The organism is Dyella sp. SG562 (assembly GCF_011759495.1).
GTDB lineage: Bacteria > Pseudomonadota > Gammaproteobacteria > Xanthomonadales > Rhodanobacteraceae > Dyella_D > Dyella_D marensis.
The window spans coordinates 469155-492361 of sequence record NZ_JAAOYS010000003.1 but is presented as its reverse complement, the minus strand read 5'-3'; the positions used below and the strand labels follow the sequence as shown (position 1 = coordinate 492361).

At 67.4% G+C, this 23207-nt stretch carries 20 protein-coding genes; 11 read left to right on the top strand and 9 right to left on the bottom strand.

The window, feature by feature from the left end:
* Positions 1 to 1108: 1108 nt before the first annotated feature.
* A complete protein-coding gene (locus FHW84_RS09360) occupies positions 1109 to 1456 on the bottom strand; it encodes an L-rhamnose mutarotase (protein ID WP_167254681.1) in 348 nt (115 codons plus the stop codon).
* Between the two features lies 1 nt (position 1457).
* The gene (gene fucP, locus FHW84_RS09355; protein WP_167254769.1) at positions 1458 to 2726 is read right to left on the bottom strand and encodes an L-fucose:H+ symporter permease; all 1269 of its coding nucleotides are present in this window, start codon (positions 2724 to 2726) and stop codon (positions 1458 to 1460) included.
* Between the two features lie 211 nt (positions 2727 to 2937).
* Between fucP and FHW84_RS09350 the strand changes: the two genes are divergently transcribed.
* A complete protein-coding gene (locus FHW84_RS09350; RefSeq protein ID WP_167254679.1) occupies positions 2938 to 3717 on the top strand; it encodes an IclR family transcriptional regulator in 780 nt (259 codons plus the stop codon).
* Between the two features lie 117 nt (positions 3718 to 3834).
* Complete coding sequence (locus FHW84_RS09345; protein WP_167254677.1) at positions 3835 to 4650, top strand: glycosyltransferase family 2 protein; 816 nt, start codon at positions 3835 to 3837, stop codon at positions 4648 to 4650.
* Here the strand turns inward: FHW84_RS09345 and FHW84_RS09340 are convergent.
* Complete coding sequence (locus FHW84_RS09340) at positions 4619 to 5197, bottom strand: isochorismatase family cysteine hydrolase (RefSeq protein ID WP_167254675.1); 579 nt, start codon at positions 5195 to 5197, stop codon at positions 4619 to 4621. The genes FHW84_RS09345 and FHW84_RS09340 overlap by 32 nt on opposite strands.
* Positions 5198 to 5283: 86 nt before the next feature.
* A complete protein-coding gene (locus tag FHW84_RS09335; RefSeq protein WP_167254673.1) occupies positions 5284 to 5595 on the bottom strand; it encodes a hypothetical protein in 312 nt (103 codons plus the stop codon).
* A 156-nt stretch (positions 5596 to 5751) separates the two neighbouring features.
* Between FHW84_RS09335 and FHW84_RS09330 the strand changes: the two genes are divergently transcribed.
* Both FHW84_RS09330 and FHW84_RS09325 read left to right on the top strand, forming a co-directional pair.
* Entirely contained in the window at positions 5752 to 6657 is a 906-nt protein-coding gene (locus tag FHW84_RS09330; protein ID WP_167254671.1) for an isocitrate lyase/phosphoenolpyruvate mutase family protein, read from the top strand.
* A 224-nt stretch (positions 6658 to 6881) separates the two neighbouring features.
* Positions 6882 to 7157 carry a hypothetical protein gene (locus FHW84_RS09325; RefSeq protein ID WP_167254669.1) on the top strand — a complete coding sequence of 92 codons (276 nt, stop codon included), beginning with the start codon at positions 6882 to 6884 and terminating at the stop codon, positions 7155 to 7157.
* A gap of 12 nt (positions 7158 to 7169) precedes the next feature.
* On the opposite strand, the gene FHW84_RS09320 is transcribed toward FHW84_RS09325, so the two are convergent.
* Positions 7170 to 8576, bottom strand: coding sequence for a PLP-dependent aminotransferase family protein (locus tag FHW84_RS09320; protein ID WP_167254667.1), 1407 nt, complete (start codon positions 8574 to 8576; stop codon positions 7170 to 7172).
* A gap of 101 nt (positions 8577 to 8677) precedes the next feature.
* Here FHW84_RS09320 and FHW84_RS09315 point away from each other — a divergent pair, with 101 nt between their 5' ends.
* From FHW84_RS09315 to FHW84_RS09290, 6 genes are all read left to right on the top strand, one after another.
* Positions 8678 to 9595 carry a DMT family transporter gene (locus FHW84_RS09315; protein ID WP_167254665.1) on the top strand — a complete coding sequence of 306 codons (918 nt, stop codon included), beginning with the start codon at positions 8678 to 8680 and terminating at the stop codon, positions 9593 to 9595.
* A gap of 106 nt (positions 9596 to 9701) precedes the next feature.
* Positions 9702 to 11459 (top strand): PD40 domain-containing protein, encoded by a 1758-nt coding sequence (locus tag FHW84_RS09310; RefSeq protein ID WP_167254663.1) that lies wholly within the window; start codon positions 9702 to 9704, stop codon positions 11457 to 11459.
* 74 nt (positions 11460 to 11533) lie between these two features.
* The gene (locus FHW84_RS09305; protein ID WP_343203583.1) at positions 11534 to 12631 is read left to right on the top strand and encodes a histidine kinase; all 1098 of its coding nucleotides are present in this window, start codon (positions 11534 to 11536) and stop codon (positions 12629 to 12631) included.
* Complete coding sequence (locus FHW84_RS09300) at positions 12628 to 13389, top strand: LytTR family transcriptional regulator DNA-binding domain-containing protein (RefSeq protein WP_167254661.1); 762 nt, start codon at positions 12628 to 12630, stop codon at positions 13387 to 13389. Before FHW84_RS09305 ends, FHW84_RS09300 begins: the two co-directional genes overlap by 4 nt.
* A 122-nt stretch (positions 13390 to 13511) precedes the next feature.
* Complete coding sequence (locus FHW84_RS09295; protein ID WP_167254659.1) at positions 13512 to 14486, top strand: PD40 domain-containing protein; 975 nt, start codon at positions 13512 to 13514, stop codon at positions 14484 to 14486.
* Positions 14487 to 14810: 324 nt separating this feature from the next.
* Complete coding sequence (locus FHW84_RS09290; protein ID WP_167254657.1) at positions 14811 to 16361, top strand: MASE1 domain-containing protein; 1551 nt, start codon at positions 14811 to 14813, stop codon at positions 16359 to 16361.
* On the opposite strand, the gene FHW84_RS09285 is transcribed toward FHW84_RS09290, so the two are convergent.
* The 4 genes from FHW84_RS09285 to fusA all read right to left on the bottom strand — a co-directional run bounded on the left by FHW84_RS09285 (position 16339) and on the right by fusA (position 21579).
* Positions 16339 to 17022 carry a hypothetical protein gene (locus tag FHW84_RS09285; RefSeq protein ID WP_167254655.1) on the bottom strand — a complete coding sequence of 228 codons (684 nt, stop codon included), beginning with the start codon at positions 17020 to 17022 and terminating at the stop codon, positions 16339 to 16341. The genes FHW84_RS09290 and FHW84_RS09285 overlap by 23 nt on opposite strands.
* A 246-nt stretch (positions 17023 to 17268) precedes the next feature.
* A complete protein-coding gene (locus FHW84_RS09280) occupies positions 17269 to 17814 on the bottom strand; it encodes a cytochrome b/b6 domain-containing protein (RefSeq protein ID WP_167254653.1) in 546 nt (181 codons plus the stop codon).
* Positions 17814 to 18899 carry a catalase family peroxidase gene (locus FHW84_RS09275; protein ID WP_167254651.1) on the bottom strand — a complete coding sequence of 362 codons (1086 nt, stop codon included), beginning with the start codon at positions 18897 to 18899 and terminating at the stop codon, positions 17814 to 17816. Before FHW84_RS09275 ends, FHW84_RS09280 begins: the two co-directional genes overlap by 1 nt.
* A gap of 514 nt (positions 18900 to 19413) precedes the next feature.
* Positions 19414 to 21579 (bottom strand): elongation factor G, encoded by a 2166-nt coding sequence (fusA, locus tag FHW84_RS09270; RefSeq protein ID WP_167254649.1) that lies wholly within the window; start codon positions 21577 to 21579, stop codon positions 19414 to 19416.
* A gap of 220 nt (positions 21580 to 21799) precedes the next feature.
* Here fusA and fabV point away from each other — a divergent pair, with 220 nt between their 5' ends.
* Complete coding sequence (fabV, locus tag FHW84_RS09265; RefSeq protein WP_167254647.1) at positions 21800 to 23002, top strand: enoyl-ACP reductase FabV; 1203 nt, start codon at positions 21800 to 21802, stop codon at positions 23000 to 23002.
* Positions 23003 to 23207: the final 205 nt, after the last annotated feature.

The following is a 23207-nucleotide window of genomic DNA, read 5'->3' as shown; positions in this document are numbered from 1 at the left end:
GCAGGTTGTGGTTCCGCGGCCCGTGTGTTTCAGGCGTTCGCGACGAGCGCGAACATCACGGCGACGGTGCCCGGGACATGGCCCGGATCAGTCGCTCATAAGCGCGGAAGCGGCGCGAGGCCGCGACATGGTTGGATGGGGATCCCCTGGATCGGCGGGCGCTGGAATCGCTTGTGCTCGACCAACGTCATTGTCGACTACTCCCGTATGGCTTCCATCTGTGGATACGTGTCCTTTGCGTATGCCACTTCCCTTCCTGGGAAGGCCGCCCCTTTCCATTCGTTTCCACCGCCGCTGCCGGAGTGCGCGCGAAACCGCGCGCCGGAAAGCGCGATGCGTGATCGTGGTCGAACCGGCGATGCGCGCGATGGCACGCCCACCGGCGAAAAACGCCAGGGCACTGCGTGCCTGCGATACTCGCCATCTGCTCTGGTGATTTTTCGCGCAGGGCATGTGCGCACGCGCGCGCATCAACGTTTGCCACGGCATGCATCCGCGCGGCCACCGGCAGCAACCTGCACGGCTGGCTCGGACTGGGTTTCCGCACGCGCGGGCACTGGCCCATTGCTTTCTCCCATGGCGCTGCATGGGAACACGGGAAGGTGGAACGTTTTCGCGGGGCAGCACTTTCCCGTGGCGCGGCGGACGCGCCATGGCAGGAACACATGCTTTGCCGGGCGAAACGCTGCTTCCGGATGCCCCCTGCACCTCGCTGTCTGGGGCCGCGTCCAGGCCCGTCGCTTCCTGGCGATGAGGCGTGAACGCAACCGTTGATTGGCATTCACGGATGGAAGCCGATGCGGGCCATCCAAGAATGCTTCCGTGAGACTACGCAGGTTTTGAGCAACGAAAAGTAGTGCCGCGCGGAGTTGCGAGCTGCGTCACTCTATTTTCCGGTAACGCTTTGTCGCTGATCTTTTCCGTCACGCGAGCCGTGACATTGATGCGCCGAAGACTTGAAAGATTGCGCAATCTAAAAATATTTGGACGTCCAAACAGAATGTCGCGCGATGCCGTCGCGGTCGCCGATCGCGATGATCGGAAGCCGGTTGCGAAACATGCGCGATGCATATCATCCGGGCGCCATGCGCACGCCGGAAACGATGGCTCAGGGGCAATCGCGCAAGGAGAAGATCGGCGCCATCGGCACCCATTTCTGTCCAGGCTGCGCCCACGGCAGGCGTTGCTGGAAGCTGTCCATCAAGGCCTCCCACGCCTGCACGCGCGGGTTGGCGGCATCGGCGGCGGCCTTTGCGGCGCCGTCGAAATCCTCGGCCACGTCCATCACCAGCACCAGGCGGTTGCCGGTGCGGAAGATCTCCAGGTCGCGCACGCCTGCATCGCGGATCGAGGCGACGATCTCCGGCCAGATCTGCTCCGGCCGGTGCCAGCGTTCGTATTCGGCGATCAGCGCCGGGTCGTCGCGAAGATCCAGCGCGAAGTACATGCGCGGCATGTCAGCGCTCCGCCGCGCCGCGCATGCGCGCGAACAGCAGGATCACCACGAAGCTCACCGCCGGCACCAGCATGGCGCGCGCGATGTCCGCGGCATCCGACACCGCGCCCATCACCGCCGTCAGCACCGCGCCGCCGATGATGGTCATCACCAGCAGGGCCGAACCGAGCTTGCGCTCGTCGTCGCCGCGGCCTTCCACGCCCAGCGCGAAGATGGTGGGATACATCACCGACATGAAGAAGCTGCACGCCACCAGCGCGCAGGCGCCCAGCGCTCCGGGCACCGCCACCGCGAACACGGTGAGCACCACGTTCACCGCGGCGAACAGCGCGAGCAACCGGCGCGGCGCGACATAGCGCATCAGCGCGCCGCCGGCGAAGCGCCCGGCCATGAAGCAGGCGAGGGACACGAGCATATAGTTGGCGGCGAGCTTGGCCGGCGTGCCGGGCACGGTTGCCTGCACGTAGCGGATCAGGTAGCTCCACACGCCCACCTGCGCGCCCACGTAGAAGAACTGCGCGGCCAGCGTGGCGAGGAAGCGGCGGTCGCCCAGCAGGCGCGCCAGCACGCCTTGGCCTTGCGCCGCGCCGCCCTCTCCCACCGCATGCACGGCGGGAAAGCGCGTGAGCACGATCAGCAGCCCCCAGGCCAGCACCACCAGGCCGATGGCCAGGTACGGCAGCTGCACCGCCGCGGTCTCGTGCGCGACGAAAGCAGCGCGCTCGGCGGCGCTCAAGGCGGCGAGTTGTTCGGGCGTGTGTTCGACACCGGAAAAGATGAAGTGCTGGCCGATCAGGATGCCGGTGATCGAACCCAGGGGATTGAAGGCCTGCGCCAGGTTCAGGCGGCGCGCCGCGGTTTCGCGCGGGCCCAGCAAAGTCACGAACGGATTGGCGGAGGTCTCCAGGAAAGCCAGCCCGCTGGCGATCACGAACAGCGCGAACAGAAAGAAACCGTACGTGCCCTGCTCCGCCGCCGGCCAGAACAGCAAGGCGCCCAGCCCGTACAGCGCCAGCCCGAACACCACCGCGCTCTTGTAGCCGAAGCGGCGCATATAGATGCCGGCCGGCATCGCCACCAGGAAGTAGCCCAGGTAGAACGCGCTCTGTACCAGGCCCGCCTGGAAGTCGTTCAGCACGAACGCCTTCTTGAACTGCGGGATCAGCACGTCGTTGAGGTTGTTGGCCACGCCCCACAGGAAGAACAGGCTGACGATCAGCGCCAGGGGAATCCACGGATGGCCGGCTACCCGCGCCGAGGGCGCCGCCAGCTGCGGCGTTTGCGTTGTCGTGTCCAAACTGCCTACCCCGCTGGCTGGCGTCCCTGGAGGGACAAGTCGCGACAGATTGTGCAAATATGAACAGCAAATTCACCCGTAACACAAGATGCAACGCAGCAAGGGGCCGCTGCGTGGCGCTACAGGACGCGCTGAGGCAATCTTGCCGGTCATCGAAGGGATCATCGAGGGGACCCCCAGCATCATGCCCAAGCAGAGCACACCCAAGTACCGCGCGCCCGCGCTGGACAAAGGCCTGGACATCCTGGAGCTGCTCGCCGGCTCGCCGGTGCCGCTGAGCATCGCCGAGGTCTCCGAGGGCGTAGGCCGGTCCCGCGGCGAGATCTTCCGCATGCTGCAGGTGCTGGAGGAGCGCGACTACATCATGCGCGGCGAGGGCGACTCCGGTTACTCGATCACGCCGCGCCTGTTCCGCCTGGGGATGGAGCAGCCGCCGCTGAAGACCGCGGTCGAAGCGGCCTTGCCTGTCATGCATCGCCTGGCCCACTCGGTCGACCAGTCCTGCCACCTGGTGGTGCCCTCGCGCGAGCAGATCGTGGTGATCGCGCGCATCGACCCGCCCGGCGAGATCGGCCTGGTAGTGCGCGTCGGCCACCGCCGCCCGATGTCGCAGGCCACCTCCGGCCACGTGCTGCTGGCGTTCCAGACCGACGAAGTGCAGAAGCTGTGGCTGGACATGATCGCCGCGCACGAACCCGAGCTCGACCGCAAGAAACTGCTAAAGCACGCCGCGCTGGTGCATTCGCGCGGCTACGCCACCGCACCCAGCCATATCGTCGACGGCGTGACCGACCTGTCGGCGCCGGTGATGCAGCACGGCAGCGCGGTGTGCGCGCTGACGGTGCCGTTCATCGAGCGGCGCGCTTCGGCGATCAGCGAGAAGCTGACGCTGGAGCATCTGCGCCAGGCGGCGGCGGATATCTCCGACACGCTGCAATACGGCGGCCCTTCGCGAGCGGATTGAACCGGACGGATCCGCACACGCGTTAGCGCGTTAACGGGCAAAGGCATACGTTTTTCACGCTCCGCCACGGCAAGGATGCCGACACTGGCTTGCCCTCAGGCCGCCCAGGAGCGCGTCATGCCGTCGTCCCTTCCGCGCTGGTGCATCGTGATCCCCTGCCACAACGAGGAACGCGCCATCGGCGGCGTGCTGGCCAGTGCGCAACGGCTGGGCGTGCCGATCTGCGTGGTGGACGACGGTTCCACCGACGCCACGGCGAAGATCGTCGCGCGCCATGCCGGCGTGACCCTGCTGCGCCACCAGGGCCGGCACGGCAAGGGCGAGGCGCTGCGCACCGGCCTGCGCGCCGCGCGGCAGAGCGGTTTCGAAGCGGTGCTGACCATGGACGGCGACGGCCAGCATCAGGCCGACGACGTGCCCTATATGCTGGCCGCCGCCAAGCGCCACCCCGGCAGCGTGGTGATCGGCGCGCGCCTGCTGGATACCGAACGCCAACCCCGCGCCCGCCACATCGCCAACCGCGTCGCCGACTGGGGCATCTCCTGGGCCTGCGCCCGCGGCATCGCCGACACGCAGAGCGGCCAGCGCTGGTATCCGCCGTCCGTACTCGAGCTGGCCGATACCGCCACCACGAACGGCTTCGCCTACGAGGCCTCGCTGCTGATCCGCGCCTGCCGCGAAAGCGGCGTCGACGTCGTTTCCATCCCCATCCCCTCGCGCTATGGCGCGCAGTTCCGCCACAGCCATTTCCGCCCGCTGCTGGACGTGGCGCGCATCACCTGCGCCACCGCCATGCACCTGCTGAGCTACGGGAAACTGCGCGAAAGCTACCGCCTGGCCCGGGAACGCCAGGCCTGCGTCGAGCACCATCGCGTGCGCATCGCCGCCGACGGCGCCCACCTCAGCACCGGCCTTCCCGGGGGATTCGGCTGACCAGCTCTTCCACGCCGGGCGTGGCCATGCCCAGCGTCTCGCGCAAATGCTCCAGCACGCGCCGGTTGCGCGCCTGCGTCTGGCTGGCGATGGCATCGCGCACCACCTGCACCTTGTAGCCATGCACGTGCGCATCCAGCGCGGTGGTGAACACGCAGGCATCGCCGGCCATGCCCGCCAGCACCAGCTCCCCGACCTGCAAGTGTTCCAGCAGCGCGGGCAGCTGCGTGCGGTAGAACGCCGAATGGCGCGACTTCAGCAGACGCACGTCCTCGCGCCCCGGCATCAGCGCATCGGCTGCTTCGCGCGATACGGCAGGGCCGGCTTCGCGCGTGTACGCGACCACGCCGTGCAGGTCCTCATGCCAGCGGTCGAAGTTGTCATTGACGTAGACGACCGGCACGCCCCGGCCACGGAAATGCTCGCGCAACAGCGCAAGCTGCGGGATCGCCGGGCGGAACTGCTCTGCCAGTCCGGTACCGCCTTCGAAGCGGAAGTCGTTGAAGACGTCGACGATCAGCAGGGCCTGGCGATGGGGTTGCACCATGGCCGCAACGTGGCACCCGGATGGTCAACGGGGAGTGTTGGGGACGTGGAATTTTTCGGCAACGCACCGCCAGGCTTTCACTGGCGCTACGGCAGCCTGAACTTGCGCGTGGCGCGCAGCGGCCAGATCGACGTAAAGCGAGTGCCGCCGACCAGGCGGTGGGCGGCCGAAACGCCGTTCAGAACGCCCAATCCATCGAGCACATCCTTGGCGCGCCGGAAGGCATGCCGCGGGTCAGCGGTGAGCATGAAAAGATTGATCTCCTTCGGGCTGACATCGTAGCCCTCCAGTTCGACCGCATCGCCCAAGGCCTCCTTCAACTTGCCCTCGATGGCCGCGAGAAAGGCTTCGTCGGCCAGGGATTTGCGCCAGAACTTGATGACGAGCTGATAGTCCATCGAATGATTGTATGCCCTGTTCCGGGTCGTCGGCAGAGCTTATGCAAGCGCCATCGGAGTCGCTCGAGGCGGTCGCTAAAGATTCTGACAGCGGGCCGGGCCGCCCCATGGTCTGCTTTACCTGCCCGGCGTCGGGTGCAACCACAGGCCAGCAGCATGAACCGCGAACAGAAAGAGCGTGCCGGGCTTTTCCATCAACTGCATGCCGGCCCAGGGCCATTGATGCTGCCCAACGCCTGGGATGCCGCCAGTGCCAGGGTGATCGAAAACGCGGGCGCCAAGGCGATCGCCACCACCAGCGCCGGCATGGCCTGGGCGCTGGGCTATCCCGACGGCGAGCAGATGCCCGTACAGGAGCTGCTGGCGGCCTGCCGGCGCGTTTGCCGGGTGGTCGGCGCGCCGGTCAGCGTCGATATCGAACGTGGCTATGCGCTCGATGCCCAGGACACCGGCAACCTGGCCGAGGCGCTGATCCAGCTGGGCGTCGTGGGTATCAATATCGAAGACGGCACCGACCCGGGCTCGCGGACGCTGGGGCATCCCGGCGTGCTCAGCGAGCGCATTGCCTGCGTGCGGAGGATTGCGCGGCATCGTGACCTGCCTTTCTTCATCAATGCGCGCATCGATACGTATCTGAGCGATCTGCCGGCCGAAGCACGCCTGGAGGAAACGCGAAAGCGCGCGCTGGCCTATGTCGATGCCGGCGCTAATGGCATCTTCGTTCCCGGCCTGGCCGAGGCCGCGGACATCGCTACGCTCGTGCAATGGCTGCCGGTGCCGCTCAACGTCTATGCCGGCTATCCGGGCGCACCGGGCTCGCAGGCGCTGGAACAGCTGGGCGTGCGGCGCATCAGCCTGGGGTGCGGACCGATGCAGGCCACGCTGGCACACCTGGGCGCCATCGCGGCGGAAGCGCTCGATGAAGGCCGCCACGACACGATGGGCAAGCGGATGTTGACCCCAGCCCAAGCGAATGGCCTGTTTCGCACGAGCGAGCACGAGAAGGCCGGCGTCCAGCGATACGCAAGCCGTGCCGTGGCCAGCGCGGCGGCGACAGCGTAGGAACACGGGGCGGCGCCACGAAGGGTTTCGGGTATGAGGCCACCCACGAGGACGGCCACAGGTGGAACGCAAGCGGTGGAATGGGCAGGAACCCAGCCAGGCCAGAAACATGGCCCGCGGCGTGCGATGCCCGCGCACCTGGGTCTGGCAAGCTTGCGAAGCAACGCTTGCAGGCGTCATACCCACCCGGCACTCTAGGCGGCTTTCGCCAACCGGGAATCCCCATGTCGAACCTCGACAACATCCTCCAGATCATGCCCGCCACCGGCTGGGTCGCCGTCTACGACGAAGCCGGCGAAGAAAGCGCCCAGGCCATCGTCTGCTTCGCCCTGGTCGAATCCGAAACCGGCGGCACCCGCCGCCGCAGCGTCCGCCCGATGTGCGCCGACGGCCGTGCCGTCGCCTTCGCCGACGAAGCGCCGAACTTCGTGCGCGTCGAAGAGCTCGAAGCCTTCGAGGAAGACGAGGAAGACGAAGAGGAAGAAGAAGACGAGGAATAAGCCCCCGTCCGCTCAGGCCAGCTGGCGCGCCGCCAGCTGGCCGAGTTTTTTCAGCGCCTGCTCCAGCCGCGCATCCCACGGCATCCCGCAGCTCAGGCGCAGGCAATCGCGGTAATCCCCGCGGCTGGAAAACAGCACGCCTGGCGAAGTGCCGATGCCCTGCCCCAGCGCCGCCTCGAACAGAGCCTCGCCATCGCCGCCCGGCGGCAATTGCAGCCACAGCGACAGGCCGCCCCGCGGCTCGCAGGCGCGCGTGCCCGCCGGCCAGTGCCGCGCGATCGCCTCGTGCAGGCGCTGCGCGTTGTCCGCCAGCGCGCGGCGCAGGCGCCGCAGATGGCGTTCCAGATCGTGCTTCTGCAGGTAATCGGCCATCGCCAGCTGCGGCAGGCTGGCCGCGCCGACGGTGGAGAAATACTTGGCGCGCACCAGCGCATCCGTCCATGCGCCGGCCGCCATCCAGCCCAGGCGCAGGCCCGGCGACAGCGATTTGGAAAACGAACCGCAACTGATCACGTTGCCGCGCGTATCCCAGCGGCGCAGCGGCGATGGGCGTTCGCCTGACCAAGCGAGATCGCCGTAGACGTCGTCCTCGATCACCACCGTGCCATGCCGCGCGCAACTGGCCAGCAGCGCCTGCTTCGCCGCGTCGCTGGTGACGCTGCCCAGCGGATTGTTGAAGTTCGGCACCAGCACCGCCGCGCGCACGCGGTTCTGCTGCAGCAGTTGATCGAGCCGCACCGCATCGATGCCCTGCCCGGGCAGGTTCGGTACCTCCAGCACCTTCAAGCGCAACGTCGCTACGGCCTGCAGAATGCCGTGATACGTCGGCGTCTCCACCAGCACCACGTCGCCCGGCGCAGTGAGCGTGCGCAGCGCAAGGCTGATGCCTTCCATCGCGCCGGCGGTGATCACGATCTCGTCCGGCGACACCGCGGCGCCCAATTGCGCATACCGGCGGGCGATCTGCCGGCGCAGCGCGGGCAGGCCTTGCGGCGGCGCGTAGTCGAGCGCTACGGCGGGATGGTGGCGCAGGCTGCGGCTCAATGCCGCCGTGAGCGCCGCCTGCGGCAACAGCGCGAGCGAGGGCGTGGCGCTGTGCAGCGGCAGCACGTCGCCGCGCGCCAGCATGTCGAGCACCTCCTGCAACGCAGGGTTGTTCACCGTGCCCGGCGCGCGCCGGCGCATCGGCCTGGCATCGGGCGGCGGCGGCGCGGCGGCCCGCACGTAATAGCCCGAACGCGGACGCGCCAGCACCAGGCCCTCCCGTTCCAGTTGCAGGCAGGCCTGTACCGCGGTGGCCGCACTCAAGCCATGGCCTTGCGCCAGCTGGCGGATCGACGGCAGGCGCTCGCCCGCGCGCAGGGCGCCGCGGGCGATCTGGCCGCGCAGTTCGCCGGCCAGGCGTTCGTAGAGCAGCATGGCGCCCTCCCAACTGTATCGGTCTAATTTCATCCTATCTGAATCTGTATCGGTTGAGGCAAGCGGCCTACGCTGGCCTCGTCGCCCACAGAGAAAACGCCATGACCTCCCTGCCCGGCCGCGGCGATTCGCGCGCGGCCCTGCTCCAGCTGCTGTTCGCCGAACTGCTGATCGGCTCGGTCGGCGTGTTCGTGCACGAGAGCGGCCAGGACGCCGTCACCGCCGTGTTCTACCGCTGCCTGTTCGGCGGCCTGTTCCTGCTGGTGCTCGGCCTGGCCCGCGGCTATCTGCGCGGGCTGTGGCAGGATCGCGCCCTGCTGCGCGGCGCCGTGTTCAGCGGCATCCTGCTGGTGCTCAACTGGGTGGCGCTGTTCGCCGGCATGGCGCGTTCGTCGATCGGCGTGGCCACCCTGGTCTATCACTTCTTCCCGTTCGTGATGCTGATCCTCGCCGCGCTGCTGCAGGGCGAGCGCACGCATCCGGCGGACCTGGGCTGGACCCTGCTGGGCTTTATCGGCGTGGCCTGTTCGGCCGATCCCCTCAAGCTGTGGCGCGACGCCGACACCTCGTACCTGATCGGCATCGGCCTGACCCTGCTGGGCGCGCTGCTCTGCGGTGCTTCCTTGCTGATGTCGCGCACGATCGGACGCGAGCGGCCGTTTGCGCTGGTGATGATCCAATGCTGGGTGGGCGTGCTGATGCTGGCGGGATTTTCCAGCCCCGGCGTGTTCCACGTCGGCACGCACTGGTGGTGGCTGTGCGGGCTGGGCGTGATCCACAGCGGCATCGTCTACATGCTGTTCTATTCCTCGTATCCGCGCCTGCCGGTGGTGACCATCGCGGTGGTGGCGTTCGTGTATCCGCTGGTTACCTTGCTGCTGGATTACCTGATCTACGGGCATCGGCTGGCGCCGGTGCAACTGGCGGGGCTGGCCCTGATCGTGGCGGGGACGCTCGGGGTCAATCTGAAGTGGCGGCTGGGCGCGGGCCGCAGGGTGGGCAAGGCCGTGTCCACCTGACCGGTCGACCGCTGGTCACGCTCGCGGCACCGCTCGTCACCGGAGGCGCGACCGCCGCCCGGTGCGCATCTAGCCTCGCCGTGTTTCCCATGACGAGGCACGACCGATGCGCCGCCTGCTCCCCCTGGCTTTCCTGCTCACCTTCGGCGGCATCGCCTCCGCGACCGACAACCCCACGGCAGCGGCGCTGTTCGCGCCCGGCGTGATCTCCGGCGCCGGCGACGAAGGCCCGGCTGCGTTCATGCCCGATGGCAATACGGTCTACTTCTCGCGCGGCAGCAGCGACCACGAGCACTACGCCATCCTGGTCTCGCAACGCACCGGGCAGGGCTGGTCGGAACCGCGAACGGCGCCGTTCTCCGGCCGGTGGCGCGATGCGGATCCGGCCATGTCGCCGGACGGATCCTTCCTGGTGTTCGCCTCCAACCGTCCGGCCGACGGCAAGGGCGCGGTGCTCGATACGGTGATGGGCGGCAAGAGCTACCCCGGCCGCGGCATGAACTTGTGGCGCGTGGCGCGGCAAGGCCAAGGCTGGGGTGCGCCGGAGCGCTTGCCGGATACGGTGAACACCTGCCACTCGGTATTCGCACCCGACGTCGGTCCTGACGGCACGCTCTATTACATCGGCTGCGGCGCGGACGGCCAGCTGCGCCTGCTGCGTTCCGTGCATAAGGACGGCCGCTACCAGGCGGCGGAGCCGGTGGCATTCGGCGCGGACGACCTGACCGTGCGCGACCCGGCCATCGCGCACGACGGTTCCTTCATGGTGGCCAGCATCAAGAGTGCGAAGACGCAGCCGTACCGCCTGGCCATCGCCTTCGCCACGCCGCAGGGCTGGAGCACGCCGCAAGACCTTGGCGACGCCGTCAACGGCGGCACGCACGCCATGGGTGCGCAATTGGGCGCGGACGGCCGCACGCTCTACTTCGTCAGCGACCGCCGCGTGCCCGGCGAGCAGGCCGACTGGAACAAGGACGGCGACAACCTGTGGCAGGTGTCGCTGGCGCCCTGGCTGGATGCGCATGCCCGCGACGGCGCGCCGGTGGCCGGGCCGTGGGACCGCGCCCAGGACGCCTCGCCGGCGTTCGGGCCCGGTGATCGTTCGGTGGTGTTCACGCGCCAGGTGGACAAGACCTACCGGCTGTTTTTCTCCTCGCGCGATGGCGACCGCTGGTCCGTGCCGCAGCCGCTGCCGTTCTCCACGCAATGGCAGGACATCGAGCCGGCAATGGCGCCGGACGGCGCCTCGCTGGTCTTTATCTCCAACCGCCCCGAGCACGACGGCGGCGCGGCACTGGACGGCGTGTTCGACGGCCAGCGTTTTCCGGGGCGCGGCGGCAACCTGTGGCAGGTGGCGCGCGGCAGGGACGGCTGGGGTACGCCGCAGCGCATCGCTGCGCTGCTCAACACCAACTCCTCCGTGTTTGCGCCCGCGCTGGCCGCGGACGGCACGCTTTATTTCATGCGCACGGATCCGGATGCCAATGGCAAGGGTGCGTTCCGCCTGTTCCGCAGCCGCAACGTGCATGGCCAGTACCAGGCGCCGCAGCCCCTGCCCTTCAGCGACGGCGTGACCGGCGATTTCGATCCGGCGGTGGCGCCCGACCAGTCCTTCATCGTCTTCAGTTCCAGGCGCGCACCGGCGGGGCCGGCGGGCAGCGAGCTGTTCATCGCCTTCGCGCGCGGCGAAGGCTGGAGCACGCCGCAACCGCTGGGCCTGACCGGCATCGAGGCGCGGCTGTCGTCCGATCACGCCACGCTGTACTTCAACGCGCCGGACCGCCGGGTGCATGCGTTCGACCTGCGCGGCTGGCTGGCCGGACACAGCGCGGTGGCCGACGTCGCCCGCGCCCGCAACCCCTGAGACCTGCGGCACTACCCGGGCATCGGCATCCGTCCCACACTGGATGCCCATTCCCGGTTGCCGATGAGAACCTCGTGTCCGCCGCAAGCACCACGCCACGCTGGGCCCGCCTCGCCATGCCGCTGGGTTTCTGGACCCTGCTGGCGGCCTCGTACACGCTGAGCGGCGGCCTGTCGCAGATCAGCGAAGGCGAAGTGCCGAACTGGCCGCGCGTGGCCACCTGGAACTTCAGCGACTTCTATCTGTGGATGCTGCTGGTGCCGCTGGTCGCCTGGCTCGGACGGCAGGCGGCGGACGGCGACTGGCGCCGCTACGCGGCGGTGCACGTACCGGCCAGCCTCGCCGTGGCGCTGGCGCAGCTGCTGGCGCATCTGGCGATCTTCTGGAACGTCGCCGGTCCGGGCCATGCGCCGGTCAGCACGTACGCCGGCTTCGTGCGCATGCAGTTCGCTTTCAGCTACCACTTCGCCCTGCTGATGTACTGGGTGATCCTGGCGGTGCTGCGCGGGCTGGATTCGCGCCGTCGCCTGCGCGACGAACGCCTGCGCAGCGCGCAGCTGGAATCCCAATTGGCGCAGGCGCAGTTGCGCACCCTGCGCGTGCAGCTGCAACCGCACTTCCTGTTCAACACGCTCAATGCCATCTCGGCATTGGCCCTGGCCGATCCGCACCAGGCGCGCCTGATGATCTCCCGGCTCAGCGACCTGCTGCGCCTGACCCTGGAAGAACGCCACGCGCTGGAAGTGCCGCTGTCGCGCGAGCTGGAACTGCTGCGCTGCTATCTCGACATCCAGCAGGTGCGTTTCCAGGACCGCCTGAGCACCCAGCTGGACGTCGCCGCCGACACCGTGCGCGCCGCGGTGCCCAGCATGATCCTGCAGCCGCTGGTGGAAAACGCGTTGCGCCACGGCCTGCTCGACAAACCCGAACCCGGCCGCCTGCACATCGTCAGCCGCCGCGAAGGCGCGCAGCTGTACCTGCGCGTGGACGACGACGGCCTGGGCCTGCCCGATGGCATGGCCGAAGGCCTCGGGCTGGGCAATACGCGTACGCGCCTGCAGGTGCTGTTCGGCGACGCGGCCAGCGTGGCCTTGGCGCGCAGGAACGAAGGCGGCACGCGGGTGGAGTTGCGTTTTCCTTATCGCGAATACGCCACCGAGCACGTGGCATGAGCCTGCCGCCGATCCGCACCTTGCTGGTGGACGACGAAGTGCTGGCGCGCCTGGCGCTGCGCCAGGCGCTGGCCGCGCATGCGGACGTGCAGATCGTGGGCGAATGCGGCAATGCCCATGAAGCGCTGCAGGCGATCGCCGCGCTGGAGCCGGCGCTGGTGTTCCTGGATATCCGCATGCCCGGCATGGACGGCTTCAAGCTGCTGCACAAGCTCAAGCCCGAGACCTTGCCGATGGTGGTGTTCGCCACCGCCTACGGGCAGCACGCACTGCGTGCGTTCGACGCGGATGCGGTGGACTACGTGTTGAAGCCGATCGACCAGGCGCGCTTCGACCAGGCGATGGCACGCGTACGGCGCGTGTGGGCGGGCTTGCAGACGGCAACGCCAGGCGTCATTAACAGCATGCCCGTGTCGCTCCCCACCCATGCGCAACGCATCAGCGTGCGTGTGGGCGAGAGCATCCGCGTGATCGCCACCGACGATATCGACTGGATCCGCGCCGACGGCAACTACGTGCATATCCATGTCGCCGGCACGCGCTATCTGCACCGCGAAACGCTGAGCCATCTGCTGGAGGCGCTGGATCCGCAGCGCTTCCTGCGCATCCATCGCGGCACCCTGGTCAATGTGGAGCGCATCCGCGAGATCCACCCGCTGTTCCAGGGCAATGCCGAAGTGGTGCTGCGCGACGGCACGCGGCTGAACCTCAGCCGCCGCTTCCGCGCGCAGGCGCGGCTGGCGCTGGGCATGGCCTGAGCGTCCGTCCGGACCGCTCGCCACGCTGCCGCAACCGCTCGTCACAAAAGCACGGCACGCTTGCGCACCTGCGCCCACCGTACGCACGGGCCGGCATGGCCCGGCCATCCACGGAAGCACACATGAAGTTGCATACGTTCGCCTGGGCGACCGCCTTTGCGCTGGGTTGCGCCCCACCTGTCGGCGCCGCCGAGCTGCTCGGCCCCGGCGTGATTTCCACCGACCTGCAGGAAACCACCGCCGCGCTGTCGCCCGATGGCCAGACCCTGCTGTTCCTACGCTCCGATTTCGCCGAGAAGGACGACACCATCCTGCTCGCGCATCGCCAGGGCAACAGCTGGTCCGCGCCGGAAGTGGCGCCGTTCTCCGGCCAGTGGCACGACTCCGAACCGGCGTTCGCCCCGGACGGCAAGCGCGTGTACTTCGTCTCCAACCGGCCGCCGCATGCCGGCGAGGCGCCGGTGACGGCGGAGATGGGCGGGCAGCATTTCGCAGGCACCAACCTGTGGTACGTCGAGCGGCAGTCGAATGGCCGCTGGGGCGAACCGGTGCACGTGGATGGCGCGCATAACGACGGGGCCATGCTTTACAACCCGACGGTGGCAGCCAATGGCGACATCTATTTCTCCGCGCACCGGCCGGATTCCGGCAAGTTCTATCAGGTGTACGTGATCCATGCCGCCGGCCAGGGCTATTCGGCGCCGGAGCGGGTGGACCTGGGCGATAGCGAGCACAACCGCATGGATCCGTGCATCGATCCCAAGGGACGCTTCCTGCTCTATGCGGGCAACGAAGGCGATTCGCTGGGCAGCGCCGACATCTATATCGCCTTCCGCCAGGCCGATGGCCGCTGGGGCAAGCCGGAACACCTGGGCGGCGACGTCAACACCGCCGCCCTGGAGAACGCGCCCACACTGGGTCCGGGCTTCGGCGAGCTGTATGTGTCCAGCAACCGGCAGGACGACGTGCAGTTCCCCAAGAAGCGCGACGACATCGGCTCGCTGCAGAAGCGGCTGAACGGTCCGAATAACGGCTCGCGCAATATCTGGCGCATGGATATCGCCGACGTGCTGAAGGCGCACGGCCTGCACGATTGACGGGTTTGCCGGTCACCCGGCGTGCGCACGGCAAGGCGCAGGCCGGTTCTTTTTGCTTCGCCGCGATCGCCGATGGTCATGCCAATGAACATCCGGAGGCGTAACGGCAAGAAAAAAACGTGATGCGATCGCCCATTTTCCCGACGCTTGCGTCACGCGGCACATGACATGGCGACAGCCTGGACTAAGCACGTTTTCACGCTGTTTTGTCATTCCTTATGAGCTTTGCAACAGCCGGTTGTTACCGCAGGAATCTTCTCGGACATTTCACGCCAGTGACCCTAATTTGCCACCGAATCGGGGAGCGGAGCGGCTGGCGCAAACATGGAATCCAGGCTTGGATGGTTAGGGCGGCAGCTCGCGGTCGCGATCATCTACGGCATCGCCTACATGCTGCTGCGCAAAGTGGGCTTCGCCCACTTCGTGCCCGCCAGCGGACTGAAACTCGCGGTCCTGCTGCTGACGCCGCGGCGCTACTGGCCGGCGTTCCTGGTCAGCGAAACCCTGTTGCTCGCCTACGATCTTTACGACGGCGTCGCCATGTTCGGCTGGGCGTTCTATCTCGCCTCCATCGTGCCGCCGATCGCCCTGCTGATGGCGGTGGTCGCCCTGTGCCAGGACCGCTTGCCCGGCGCCGCGTTTCCCGATATCCGCCTGGGCAGCGTGCTGGTGTGCATCTTCGGCGCCAGCGTGGTGCTGGTCGCCGACGGCCTGATGGTGGCTTCGCTGATGCCCGAGGCGGCGCGCTTCGGCCGCAAGCCGCTGACCGACCTGGTCTCCGATTATTTCCTCGGCACCTACAGCGGCATGCTCGCCGTGGTGCCGCTGGCGCTGGCCGGTGCGCAGCAGTGGCACGAGCAGCGTTCGCTGAGCGGCGTATGGATGGCCAATCGCAGCCTGCTGCAGGCTTCGGTGATCACGGTGATCGCGATGTCGGTCGAGGTGCTGGCGCTGTCCGGCACCCAGGACACCGCGCTGCGCTTCGTCGGCCAGGCGGTGCTGTTCGTGCCGGCCGCGTACTTCGCCATCACCTGGGGCTGGAAAGGTGCCGCCGTGATCGGCGCCATCGCCAGCTTCGGCATCGTTGCGCTGATGCCGGAGATGTTCGACATCGCCACCTTGATGACGCAGACCATGATGGCGCTGTTCCTCACCATCTCCACCGTGCTCGGCATGCAGACCACGCGGCTGGAACATGCGCTCGCCGCGGTGGACGACCAGCTGGACAAGGCCCGGCTGGAACAGCACCTGGCCGAAATGAAGCTGCAGCGCAGCTCGTTCGAGCTGGCTTATGTCAGTGGCGAGCTGGCGCGTGCGCATCGCCATCTGCTGATCCAGCTCGACCACTCGCCCAACCGCGGCGAAGTGGATACCTACAAGCGCACCCTGACCATGACCACCTCGCGCCTGAAGGAAATGGCCGATGCGCTGTCGCCGCCGATGGGCGCGGGCCATCCGCATGCCTTGAGCGAAGGTCCGCTGGTGCAGGTGCTCGACTCGCTCGGCATTGCCTACCAGGCCAACGTGCATGGCCAGTGGAGCCGGCTGCCGCGCAATACGCTGTCGCTGCTGTATCGCCTCGCCTGCGAAGCGGTGACCTACCTGCTCAAGGAATGCCCGAGCGACCGCATCGCGCTGACCACCGACACGCACACCACCGACAGCGGCACCACCATCCACCTGAGCGTGCGCAGCGAAGGCGTGCCGATGGCCCCGCCGGCGCAGGACAAGATCACCAAGGGATTGGGCACGCTGGGCCTGGGGCTCGGCGAGCTGCGCCTGCGGGCGCAGCTGTTCAACGGCGACGTGATGGTGGATGGGCGCAGCGTCCAGGTGACGCTGCGCCAGGAACTCACTGTTCCCCGATTCGATTGATCGGGCAGCTGTTCGGGTCTTCCTTGCAGTTGGAATCCGGCGTGTCCTGCGGCGACAGGCGCAGCGACTGCTGCGGATTGGCGCGATTGATCGGGCAGCTGTTCGGATCCTGCTTGCAGTTGGAGATGTCGCCGTCCGCCGGCGAAAGATTCGTGGTCGGCATGGTGACGCGGCGGTTGATCGGGCAGCTGTTGGGATCCTGCTTGCAGTTCGACGGATCGTCCGCCGGCGCGTAGCGCCCACCCGCCAGGGTGGCATCGGCCACCGTCCACACATATTGGCCGGCATCGTTCAGCCCGACGCTCAAGCTCACCAGCCCATCTTTGTAGACCGTTTCCGCACCACGGATGGCAGCCACGGCCAAGGGCGATTCCGGCGTGGAAACGCGCTCGGCATCGACACCCATCGGCAACACCAGATGCACCCCCGCAGCCGCCGCGACGCCGGCGCGCACGCGCCCCGCGGCATCGTTGACCTGGACGTACTCGATGCCGTCCTTGACGAAGGTATAGACGTGCCAGCGCGGACTGATCGAACGGTCCACCGTGCCGGGCGCGGCGCTACCCATGCCCTGCGCGGGGCCAGCCGCCCACACGACCGAACTGCAACTCAACGACACGCCCGCGGCAAGCAGGCCCCATGCGAGATAGCGCAGCTTCATCGTGGTGATTCTCCCTGTGGTGTCACCCCTGTGGTGTCAACGCATCGTGACCAAGCCATCGTGATGGCCGGGTGAGCGGTGCGCTATGCAATGGATACTCGAACGTGCAGTCAACGTCTGCATTTAGGTGACGTTCGAGCACCGATCCCCGGGTGAAACGCGGCGAGAACGTTTACGCGCACGCAGCACCGCGCAGGGGCCGAGCGGGGCCGGTGCATGACCTCGCTCGTGCCGGGATGCCGACCATCAGCGGCGCGGCCGCCACCCCACCATGCTGCCCAGCACGCCATCCCGGCGCACCAGTCCGTGATAGAGCGCCGCGCCCAGATGTGCGAGGAAGGTGGCGAACAGCAGCGCCGCCAGCCATGCATGCAGATGCCGCAGCACCGCGAACGCCACCGCATTCGCCGGCAGGATCGAGGGCAGCCGCAGCGAAGCGCTGAGCATCACCGGATACCCGCCGGCCGAAAGCATCGCCCAGCCGACCAGCGGCAGAGTCAGCATCAAGGCGTACAGCAACCAGTGCGAAGCCAGTGCCGCGCACTTCTGCAGCACGGGAAGATCGGCAGGCAGAGGCGGCGGCGGATTACGCCATCTCACGATCAGCCGCACCACCGCCAACACCAGGATCGCCACGCCCAGCGGCTTGTGCAGCCGCACCAGCCAGTCATGGCGCTCGGATACCGAAGCCACCATCCCCACGCCGATGAACAGCATCGCGATGATCAGGACGGCCATCAGCCAATGCAGCAGCCGCGCGGGCCACACGAACATATCGGTCGGGCGTGCCATCAGCGGGCCTCCTTCTTTGCGGTCGCGCTACCTGGCAGGTGCGCCTCTTCGCTGGTGCGGCGCAGGTACGAAGCGGCGTAGGCCGCCGAACGCGCGGGCAGCAGCGGATCGTCCGAAGCCTGGATGCCGTCGGGCAGCACCAGCGGGTCGTAGTTGACGTCGCGGCAGGGGCCGCTGTCCTGCGGCTGGGTGGAAGTGAGCTCCAGCGTGCCGGCATCGATTTCGCGGCGGCTCGCCGGCCACGCCTTGGTTGCGTCGGACGTGGGATCGCCGGGATCGGCCAGCGTCACCAGCAGGTGCCAGCGCAAGGGGCCGGCCGCCAGCCGTTGTACGAGGTCGGCCGCGAGATAATCCTCGCCCTGCCCCGCGCTGCCGTCCGCCCTGGCCTCCGGCACCATCCGCCAGCGCACCGGGTGATGCGCGCCCTGCGCGTCGACCAGCTCGAAGGCGTTCAAGCTCCAGTAGCTGTCCACCGCATAGCTGGGCGAAGGCTTCGCCGTCTTGACCCAGGCCAGGAACGCGCCGGCTTCCGGATGCGCACCGAAGAACGCGCCGACCTTGGCCTGGTCCGGCTTGCCGCTCGCCGGATCCGGCTGCTGCGCCTGCAGCAGTTCGTAGAAGGCCTGCGGCGTGGCCACCGGAAACACCGGCATGCTGTTCATCCCCGTGCGCCATTGCTGCCCGTTGGGCTGGGTCAGGCGCAGCGCCATGCTGCGGATCGGCGCGCTGCTGTCCGGCGCATAAGGGTTGCCGCCGGGAATGGCGAAGCGCCCGACCACCGGCACCACGCCCGGCGCGAACACCTGCGCCTTCGAATACGACTGCAAGGCGCCATTGCCGGTGAACGTGCCTGCCACGCACACGCCCTTGGCGTGGTTGCGGCGATAGCCCGGATGCACGCCGGCATTGGACTGCAGCTGGTCGACCAGTTTCTGCGCCGTGAGCCGCCCTGGCGTCAGCCAGCCGCCGGCGTAGCCCAGGCCTGCGGCGACCACCAGCGGCACGCCGGCGATCACGCCGTAGCGCCACCATCCACCCACGCGCCGCAGGACGCGGCGCCATTCCCCATTTCCGTTCGATCCCATGACACCTGCCCCGTGGCTAGCCAACGATGCGCTGTTTTCGTAGGAACAAACCCGGAGGTTACTTCCTTCAGAAATGTCTGCCTGCCTGACAGATGGCCGATGCCGCGGGCGGCGCAAAAAGAAGGCCCCCTGTGCGGGGGCCTGGGAGTGCCTCGAAAGTAACCGCGAGATGCTACCTCCGGGCACGGGCGAGACTCTGCGACGGCTTGCATCCGGGTCCATGGGCAAGGCGTGAAATCCGCCGAGAAGGTGGGAATCCGGGTGCTGCGTCACGCTTTTCAAAGCCGTGATACGGAGCTCGTTCGCACTGACGGCGCCTTCACGTTGCGACCGGTATCTAGTCACCCGTCGGGACGGTCTTGACCCCCCTTTCAACCCTCCCGACAGGCTATTTCCCAACGGATGGCCTGGCCCCCGCAAGGGGGCCATTTTTATGGGCGCCGTAAAAATCGGCGCCATAAAAAAAGCCGCCGGGCGAACCCGGCGGCTTTCTCGATCAGGCAAGGCGAAAGAATTACTTCGCGCCTTCCTTCTCCATCAGCTTCGCGACCATGCTGGCCGGCACTTCCTCATAGTGGTCGAACTCCATGGTGAAGGTGCCGCGGCCGCTGGTGGCCGAGCGCAGGAAGTTGATGTAGCCGAACATCTCCGCCAGCGGCACGAAGCCCTGCACGAAGGCGTTGGTGCCACGCTGGCCCTGGTCGCTGATCGAACCGCGGCGGCGGTTGATGTCGCCGATCACGTCGCCGAGGTAGTCGGCTTCGGTCACCACTTCGAGCTTCATCACCGGCTCGAGCAGCTTCGGGTTGGACATCTTGTGCGCTTCGCGGAAGCAGGCCTTGCCGGCGATTTCGAACGCCAGCGCGGACGAGTCCACGTCGTGGTACTTGCCGTCGACCAGGCGCGCCTTGAAGTCGAGCACTTCGTAGCCGGCCACCTGGCCTTCGCGCGACTCCACCGTCACCGCATGTTCCACCGCCGGGATGTACTCGCGCGGCACGCGGCCGCCGACGATCTCGTCGGAGAAGATCACGCCGCTGCCGGGTTCGCCCGGCTCGAAGATGATCTTCACTTCGGCGAACTGGCCCGAACCGCCGGACTGCTTCTTGTGCGTGTAGGTGTGCTCGATGGTCTTGCCGAACGCTTCGCGGAAGCTCACGCGCGGCTTGCCCATGCTGGCGTCGACGCCCAGCTCCGTGCGCATGCGGTCGATGGTGATTTCAAGGTGCAGCTCGCCCATGCCCTTGAGCACGGTCTCGCCGGTTTCCTTGTCCACTTCGAGCTTCAGCGACGGGTCGGCCTTCACCATCTTGTAGAGGGCGGAGGACAGCTTGTCGATGTCGTTGCGGTTCTTCGGCTCCACCGCCACGCTGATCACCGGGTCGGGGAAGCGCATGCGCTCCAGCAGCACCGGATGGGCCGGATCGGTGAGCGAGTCGCCGGTCTCGGTTTCCTTCAGCGAGACGAAGGCGCAGATGTCGCCGGCGCGCACTTCCTCGATGTCCTTGGTGGCATTGGCCTGCACTTCCACGATGCGGCCGATGCGCTCCTTCTTGCCGCGGGTGACGTTCTGCAGGGTGTCGCCCTTCTTGATCACGCCGGAGTAGATGCGGCAGAAGGTCAGGCTGCCGAACTGGTCGTTGATCACCTTGAACGCCAGCAGGCGCGCCGGAGCGTCGTCCACCACGCCCTGCTCGCCGACCACGTGGCCGTCTTCGTCGACCAGCGCGATGCCGCCGTTCTCGCCCGGGTAGGGCATGTAGTCGACCACGGCGTCCAGCAGCTGCTGCACGCCCTTGTTGCGGTAGGAGGAGCCGCAGAACACCGGCACCAGCTTGCCGCTGACGCAGCCCTTGCGGATCGCCTTCTTCAGCAGTTCCAGGCTGAAATCGCCGCTCTTGACGTAGGTTTCCACGTCGCCCGCGTGCAGCAGCTTGTCGAAGGCCTCGTCGTCCATCTCCAGCGCGCGCTCGATGGTTTCCTCGTGCAGCTTGGCCAGGTTGGCCACCCACTCGCGGTCGCCGGTGGCGCTGAACTGGCACTTCGGATGGCTGGCGACCTGGTCGAGCGGGACGCTCTCCCAGGTGCTGTCCTTGTCGTCGCCCTGCCAGATGTAAGCCAGGCCGGCGACGAGGTCGGCCATGCCGATGAACTCGTCGTTGCTGCCGAGCGGCACCTGGCACAGCAGCGCGTTTGCGCCCAGGCGGTTCTTGATGCCTTCGACGGCGTGCTTAAAGTTCGCGCCGATGCGGTCCATCTTGTTGACGTAGCACATGCGCGGCACGTTGTACTGGTCGGCCAGGCGCCAGTTGGTCTCGGTCTGCGGTTCCACGCCGGCCACGCCGTCGAACACCACCACGGCGCCGTCGAGCACGCGCAGGCTGCGGTTCACTTCGATGGTGAAGTCCACGTGCCCGGGGGTGTCGATCACGTTGATCTGGTGGCCCTTCCACTCGGTCGACACGGCGGCCGACTGGATGGTGATGCCGCGCTTGCGCTCCTGCTCCAGATAGTCGGTGGTGGTGGAGCCCTTGCCGTCCTTGGTGTCGTGCACGTCGACGATCTGGTGCTTCTTGCCCGTGTAGTACAGGACGCGTTCGGTGGTGGTGGTCTTGCCCGCGTCGATGTGGGCGATGATGCCGATGTTGCGGTAGAGCGAAAGCGGTTTTTGGCGAGGCATACGGCCGTCCGGGTTGGTTGGATGGGAAGAAGGAATGGGAAAGCGGGGGGCTAAACCTGGAGATTCTAATGGGTTATGGCTACCGGTGGAAAACGTGCGGCGGGCACGAGCAGGCCGGGCCGGGTCCCGGACCCGCCCGAACCTACGTGCCAGTACGGGTAAAACGGCGCCATTTGGCTAAAATGCCCCGCTTTCACGCCCCAAGACGGACCCGAGACTCGTGATCATCAACCCCAAGATCCGCGGCTTCATCTGCGTCACCGCCCACCCCACCGGCTGCCGCCAGAACGTGCTGGAGCAGATCGCCATCACCCGCCAGGCGGGCGCCGCCGCCCCGGCCGGCCCCAAGCGGGTGCTGGTGCTGGGCGCCTCCACCGGCTACGGGCTGGCCTCGCGCATCGCGGCGGCGTTCGGTTTCGGGGCCGCCACCCTGGGCGTGTTCTTCGAGAAACCCTCCAGCGAGAGCAAGCCCGGCACCGCCGGCTGGTACAACGCCTGGGCCTTCGACGAGGCGGCCAAGCAGGCCGGCCTGTACAGCAAGTCGATCAACGGCGACGCCTTCGCCAATGAGACGCGCCAGCGGGCCATCGAGATCATCAAGAACGAGATGGGCGGCCCGATCGACCTGGTGGTCTATTCGCTGGCCTCCCCCGTGCGCAAGCTGCCGGATACCGGCGAGGTGGTGCGCTCGGCCCTCAAGACGGTGGGCGAAACCTTTACCGCCACCTCGGTCAACACCGACAAGGACGAGGTGATCCAGGCCACGGTGGAACCGGCCACCGAGCAGGAGATCAAGGACACCGTCACCGTGATGGGCGGCGAGGACTGGGCGCTGTGGATCGACGCCCTCAGCCAGGCCGGCGTGCTCGCACCCGACGCCAAGACCATCGCCTACAGCTACGTGGGCACCGAGATCACCTGGCCGATCTACTGGCACGGCACCCTGGGCAAGGCCAAGCAGCACCTGGACAACACCGCCCGCGAGCTGCGCCAGCGCCACCCCGGCCTGGACGCCCGCGTCGGCGTGATGAAGTCGGTGGTGACCCAGGCCAGCGCGGCCATCCCGGTCATTCCGCTGTACGTGTCCCTGGCCTTCCGCATCATGAAGGAGAAGGGCATCCACGAAGGCTGCATCGAGCAGGCCAACCGCCTGCTGCGCGAGTTCATGTACCGCGCCGACGGCAAGCCGGCGCCGCTGGACGACGAAGGCCGCCTGCGCCTGGACGACTGGGAGCTGCGCGACGACGTGCAGCAGGCCTGCAAGGCCCTGTGGCCGACCGTGACCACCGCCAACCTGAAGCAGATCACCGATTACGAAGGCTTCAAGGCGGAGTTCCAGAAGCTGTTCGGGTTCGGGCGCAAGGATGTGGATTACGCGGCGGAGGTCAATCCGGACGTGCACTTTGACGTGGTGCAGCTCTAACCGAAGGAACCCTTCTCCCCTCCGGGGAGTACGCGGGGAGGGCACATGGATGTGCCCGGCTTTGAGGAGCGAGGAAGGTGGCGGCAGCCGGATGAGGGGCGGGTGCTCGCGGTAATGTTTCTACCGGGCGAGCAAGAGCTTTTGAGCTTGTAACGACCCTCCGCGCACCGCTCCGCCCGGCCCCTCACCCCAACCCTCTCCCCGG

What these genes read in the sequence shown, in the direction of transcription:
- FHW84_RS09360 (WP_167254681.1), bottom strand. Translation starts at nt 1,456, where the DNA reads ATGCCGCGCATGTACTTCGCGCTGGATCTTCGCGACGACCCGGCGCTG.
- FHW84_RS09350 (WP_167254679.1), top strand. Translation starts at nt 2,938, where the DNA reads ATGCCCAAGCAGAGCACACCCAAGTACCGCGCGCCCGCGCTGGACAAA.
- FHW84_RS09345 (WP_167254677.1), top strand. Translation starts at nt 3,835, where the DNA reads ATGCCGTCGTCCCTTCCGCGCTGGTGCATCGTGATCCCCTGCCACAAC.
- FHW84_RS09340 (WP_167254675.1), bottom strand. Translation starts at nt 5,197, where the DNA reads ATGGTGCAACCCCATCGCCAGGCCCTGCTGATCGTCGACGTCTTCAAC.
- FHW84_RS09335 (WP_167254673.1), bottom strand. Translation starts at nt 5,595, where the DNA reads ATGGACTATCAGCTCGTCATCAAGTTCTGGCGCAAATCCCTGGCCGAC.
- FHW84_RS09330 (WP_167254671.1), top strand. Translation starts at nt 5,752, where the DNA reads ATGAACCGCGAACAGAAAGAGCGTGCCGGGCTTTTCCATCAACTGCAT.
- FHW84_RS09325 (WP_167254669.1), top strand. Translation starts at nt 6,882, where the DNA reads ATGTCGAACCTCGACAACATCCTCCAGATCATGCCCGCCACCGGCTGG.
- FHW84_RS09320 (WP_167254667.1), bottom strand. Translation starts at nt 8,576, where the DNA reads ATGCTGCTCTACGAACGCCTGGCCGGCGAACTGCGCGGCCAGATCGCC.
- FHW84_RS09315 (WP_167254665.1), top strand. Translation starts at nt 8,678, where the DNA reads ATGACCTCCCTGCCCGGCCGCGGCGATTCGCGCGCGGCCCTGCTCCAG.
- FHW84_RS09310 (WP_167254663.1), top strand. Translation starts at nt 9,702, where the DNA reads ATGCGCCGCCTGCTCCCCCTGGCTTTCCTGCTCACCTTCGGCGGCATC.
- FHW84_RS09300 (WP_167254661.1), top strand. Translation starts at nt 12,628, where the DNA reads ATGAGCCTGCCGCCGATCCGCACCTTGCTGGTGGACGACGAAGTGCTG.
- FHW84_RS09295 (WP_167254659.1), top strand. Translation starts at nt 13,512, where the DNA reads ATGAAGTTGCATACGTTCGCCTGGGCGACCGCCTTTGCGCTGGGTTGC.
- FHW84_RS09290 (WP_167254657.1), top strand. Translation starts at nt 14,811, where the DNA reads ATGGAATCCAGGCTTGGATGGTTAGGGCGGCAGCTCGCGGTCGCGATC.
- FHW84_RS09285 (WP_167254655.1), bottom strand. Translation starts at nt 17,022, where the DNA reads ATGAAGCTGCGCTATCTCGCATGGGGCCTGCTTGCCGCGGGCGTGTCG.
- FHW84_RS09280 (WP_167254653.1), bottom strand. Translation starts at nt 17,814, where the DNA reads ATGGCACGCCCGACCGATATGTTCGTGTGGCCCGCGCGGCTGCTGCAT.
- FHW84_RS09275 (WP_167254651.1), bottom strand. Translation starts at nt 18,899, where the DNA reads ATGGGATCGAACGGAAATGGGGAATGGCGCCGCGTCCTGCGGCGCGTG.
- fusA (WP_167254649.1), bottom strand. Translation starts at nt 21,579, where the DNA reads ATGCCTCGCCAAAAACCGCTTTCGCTCTACCGCAACATCGGCATCATC.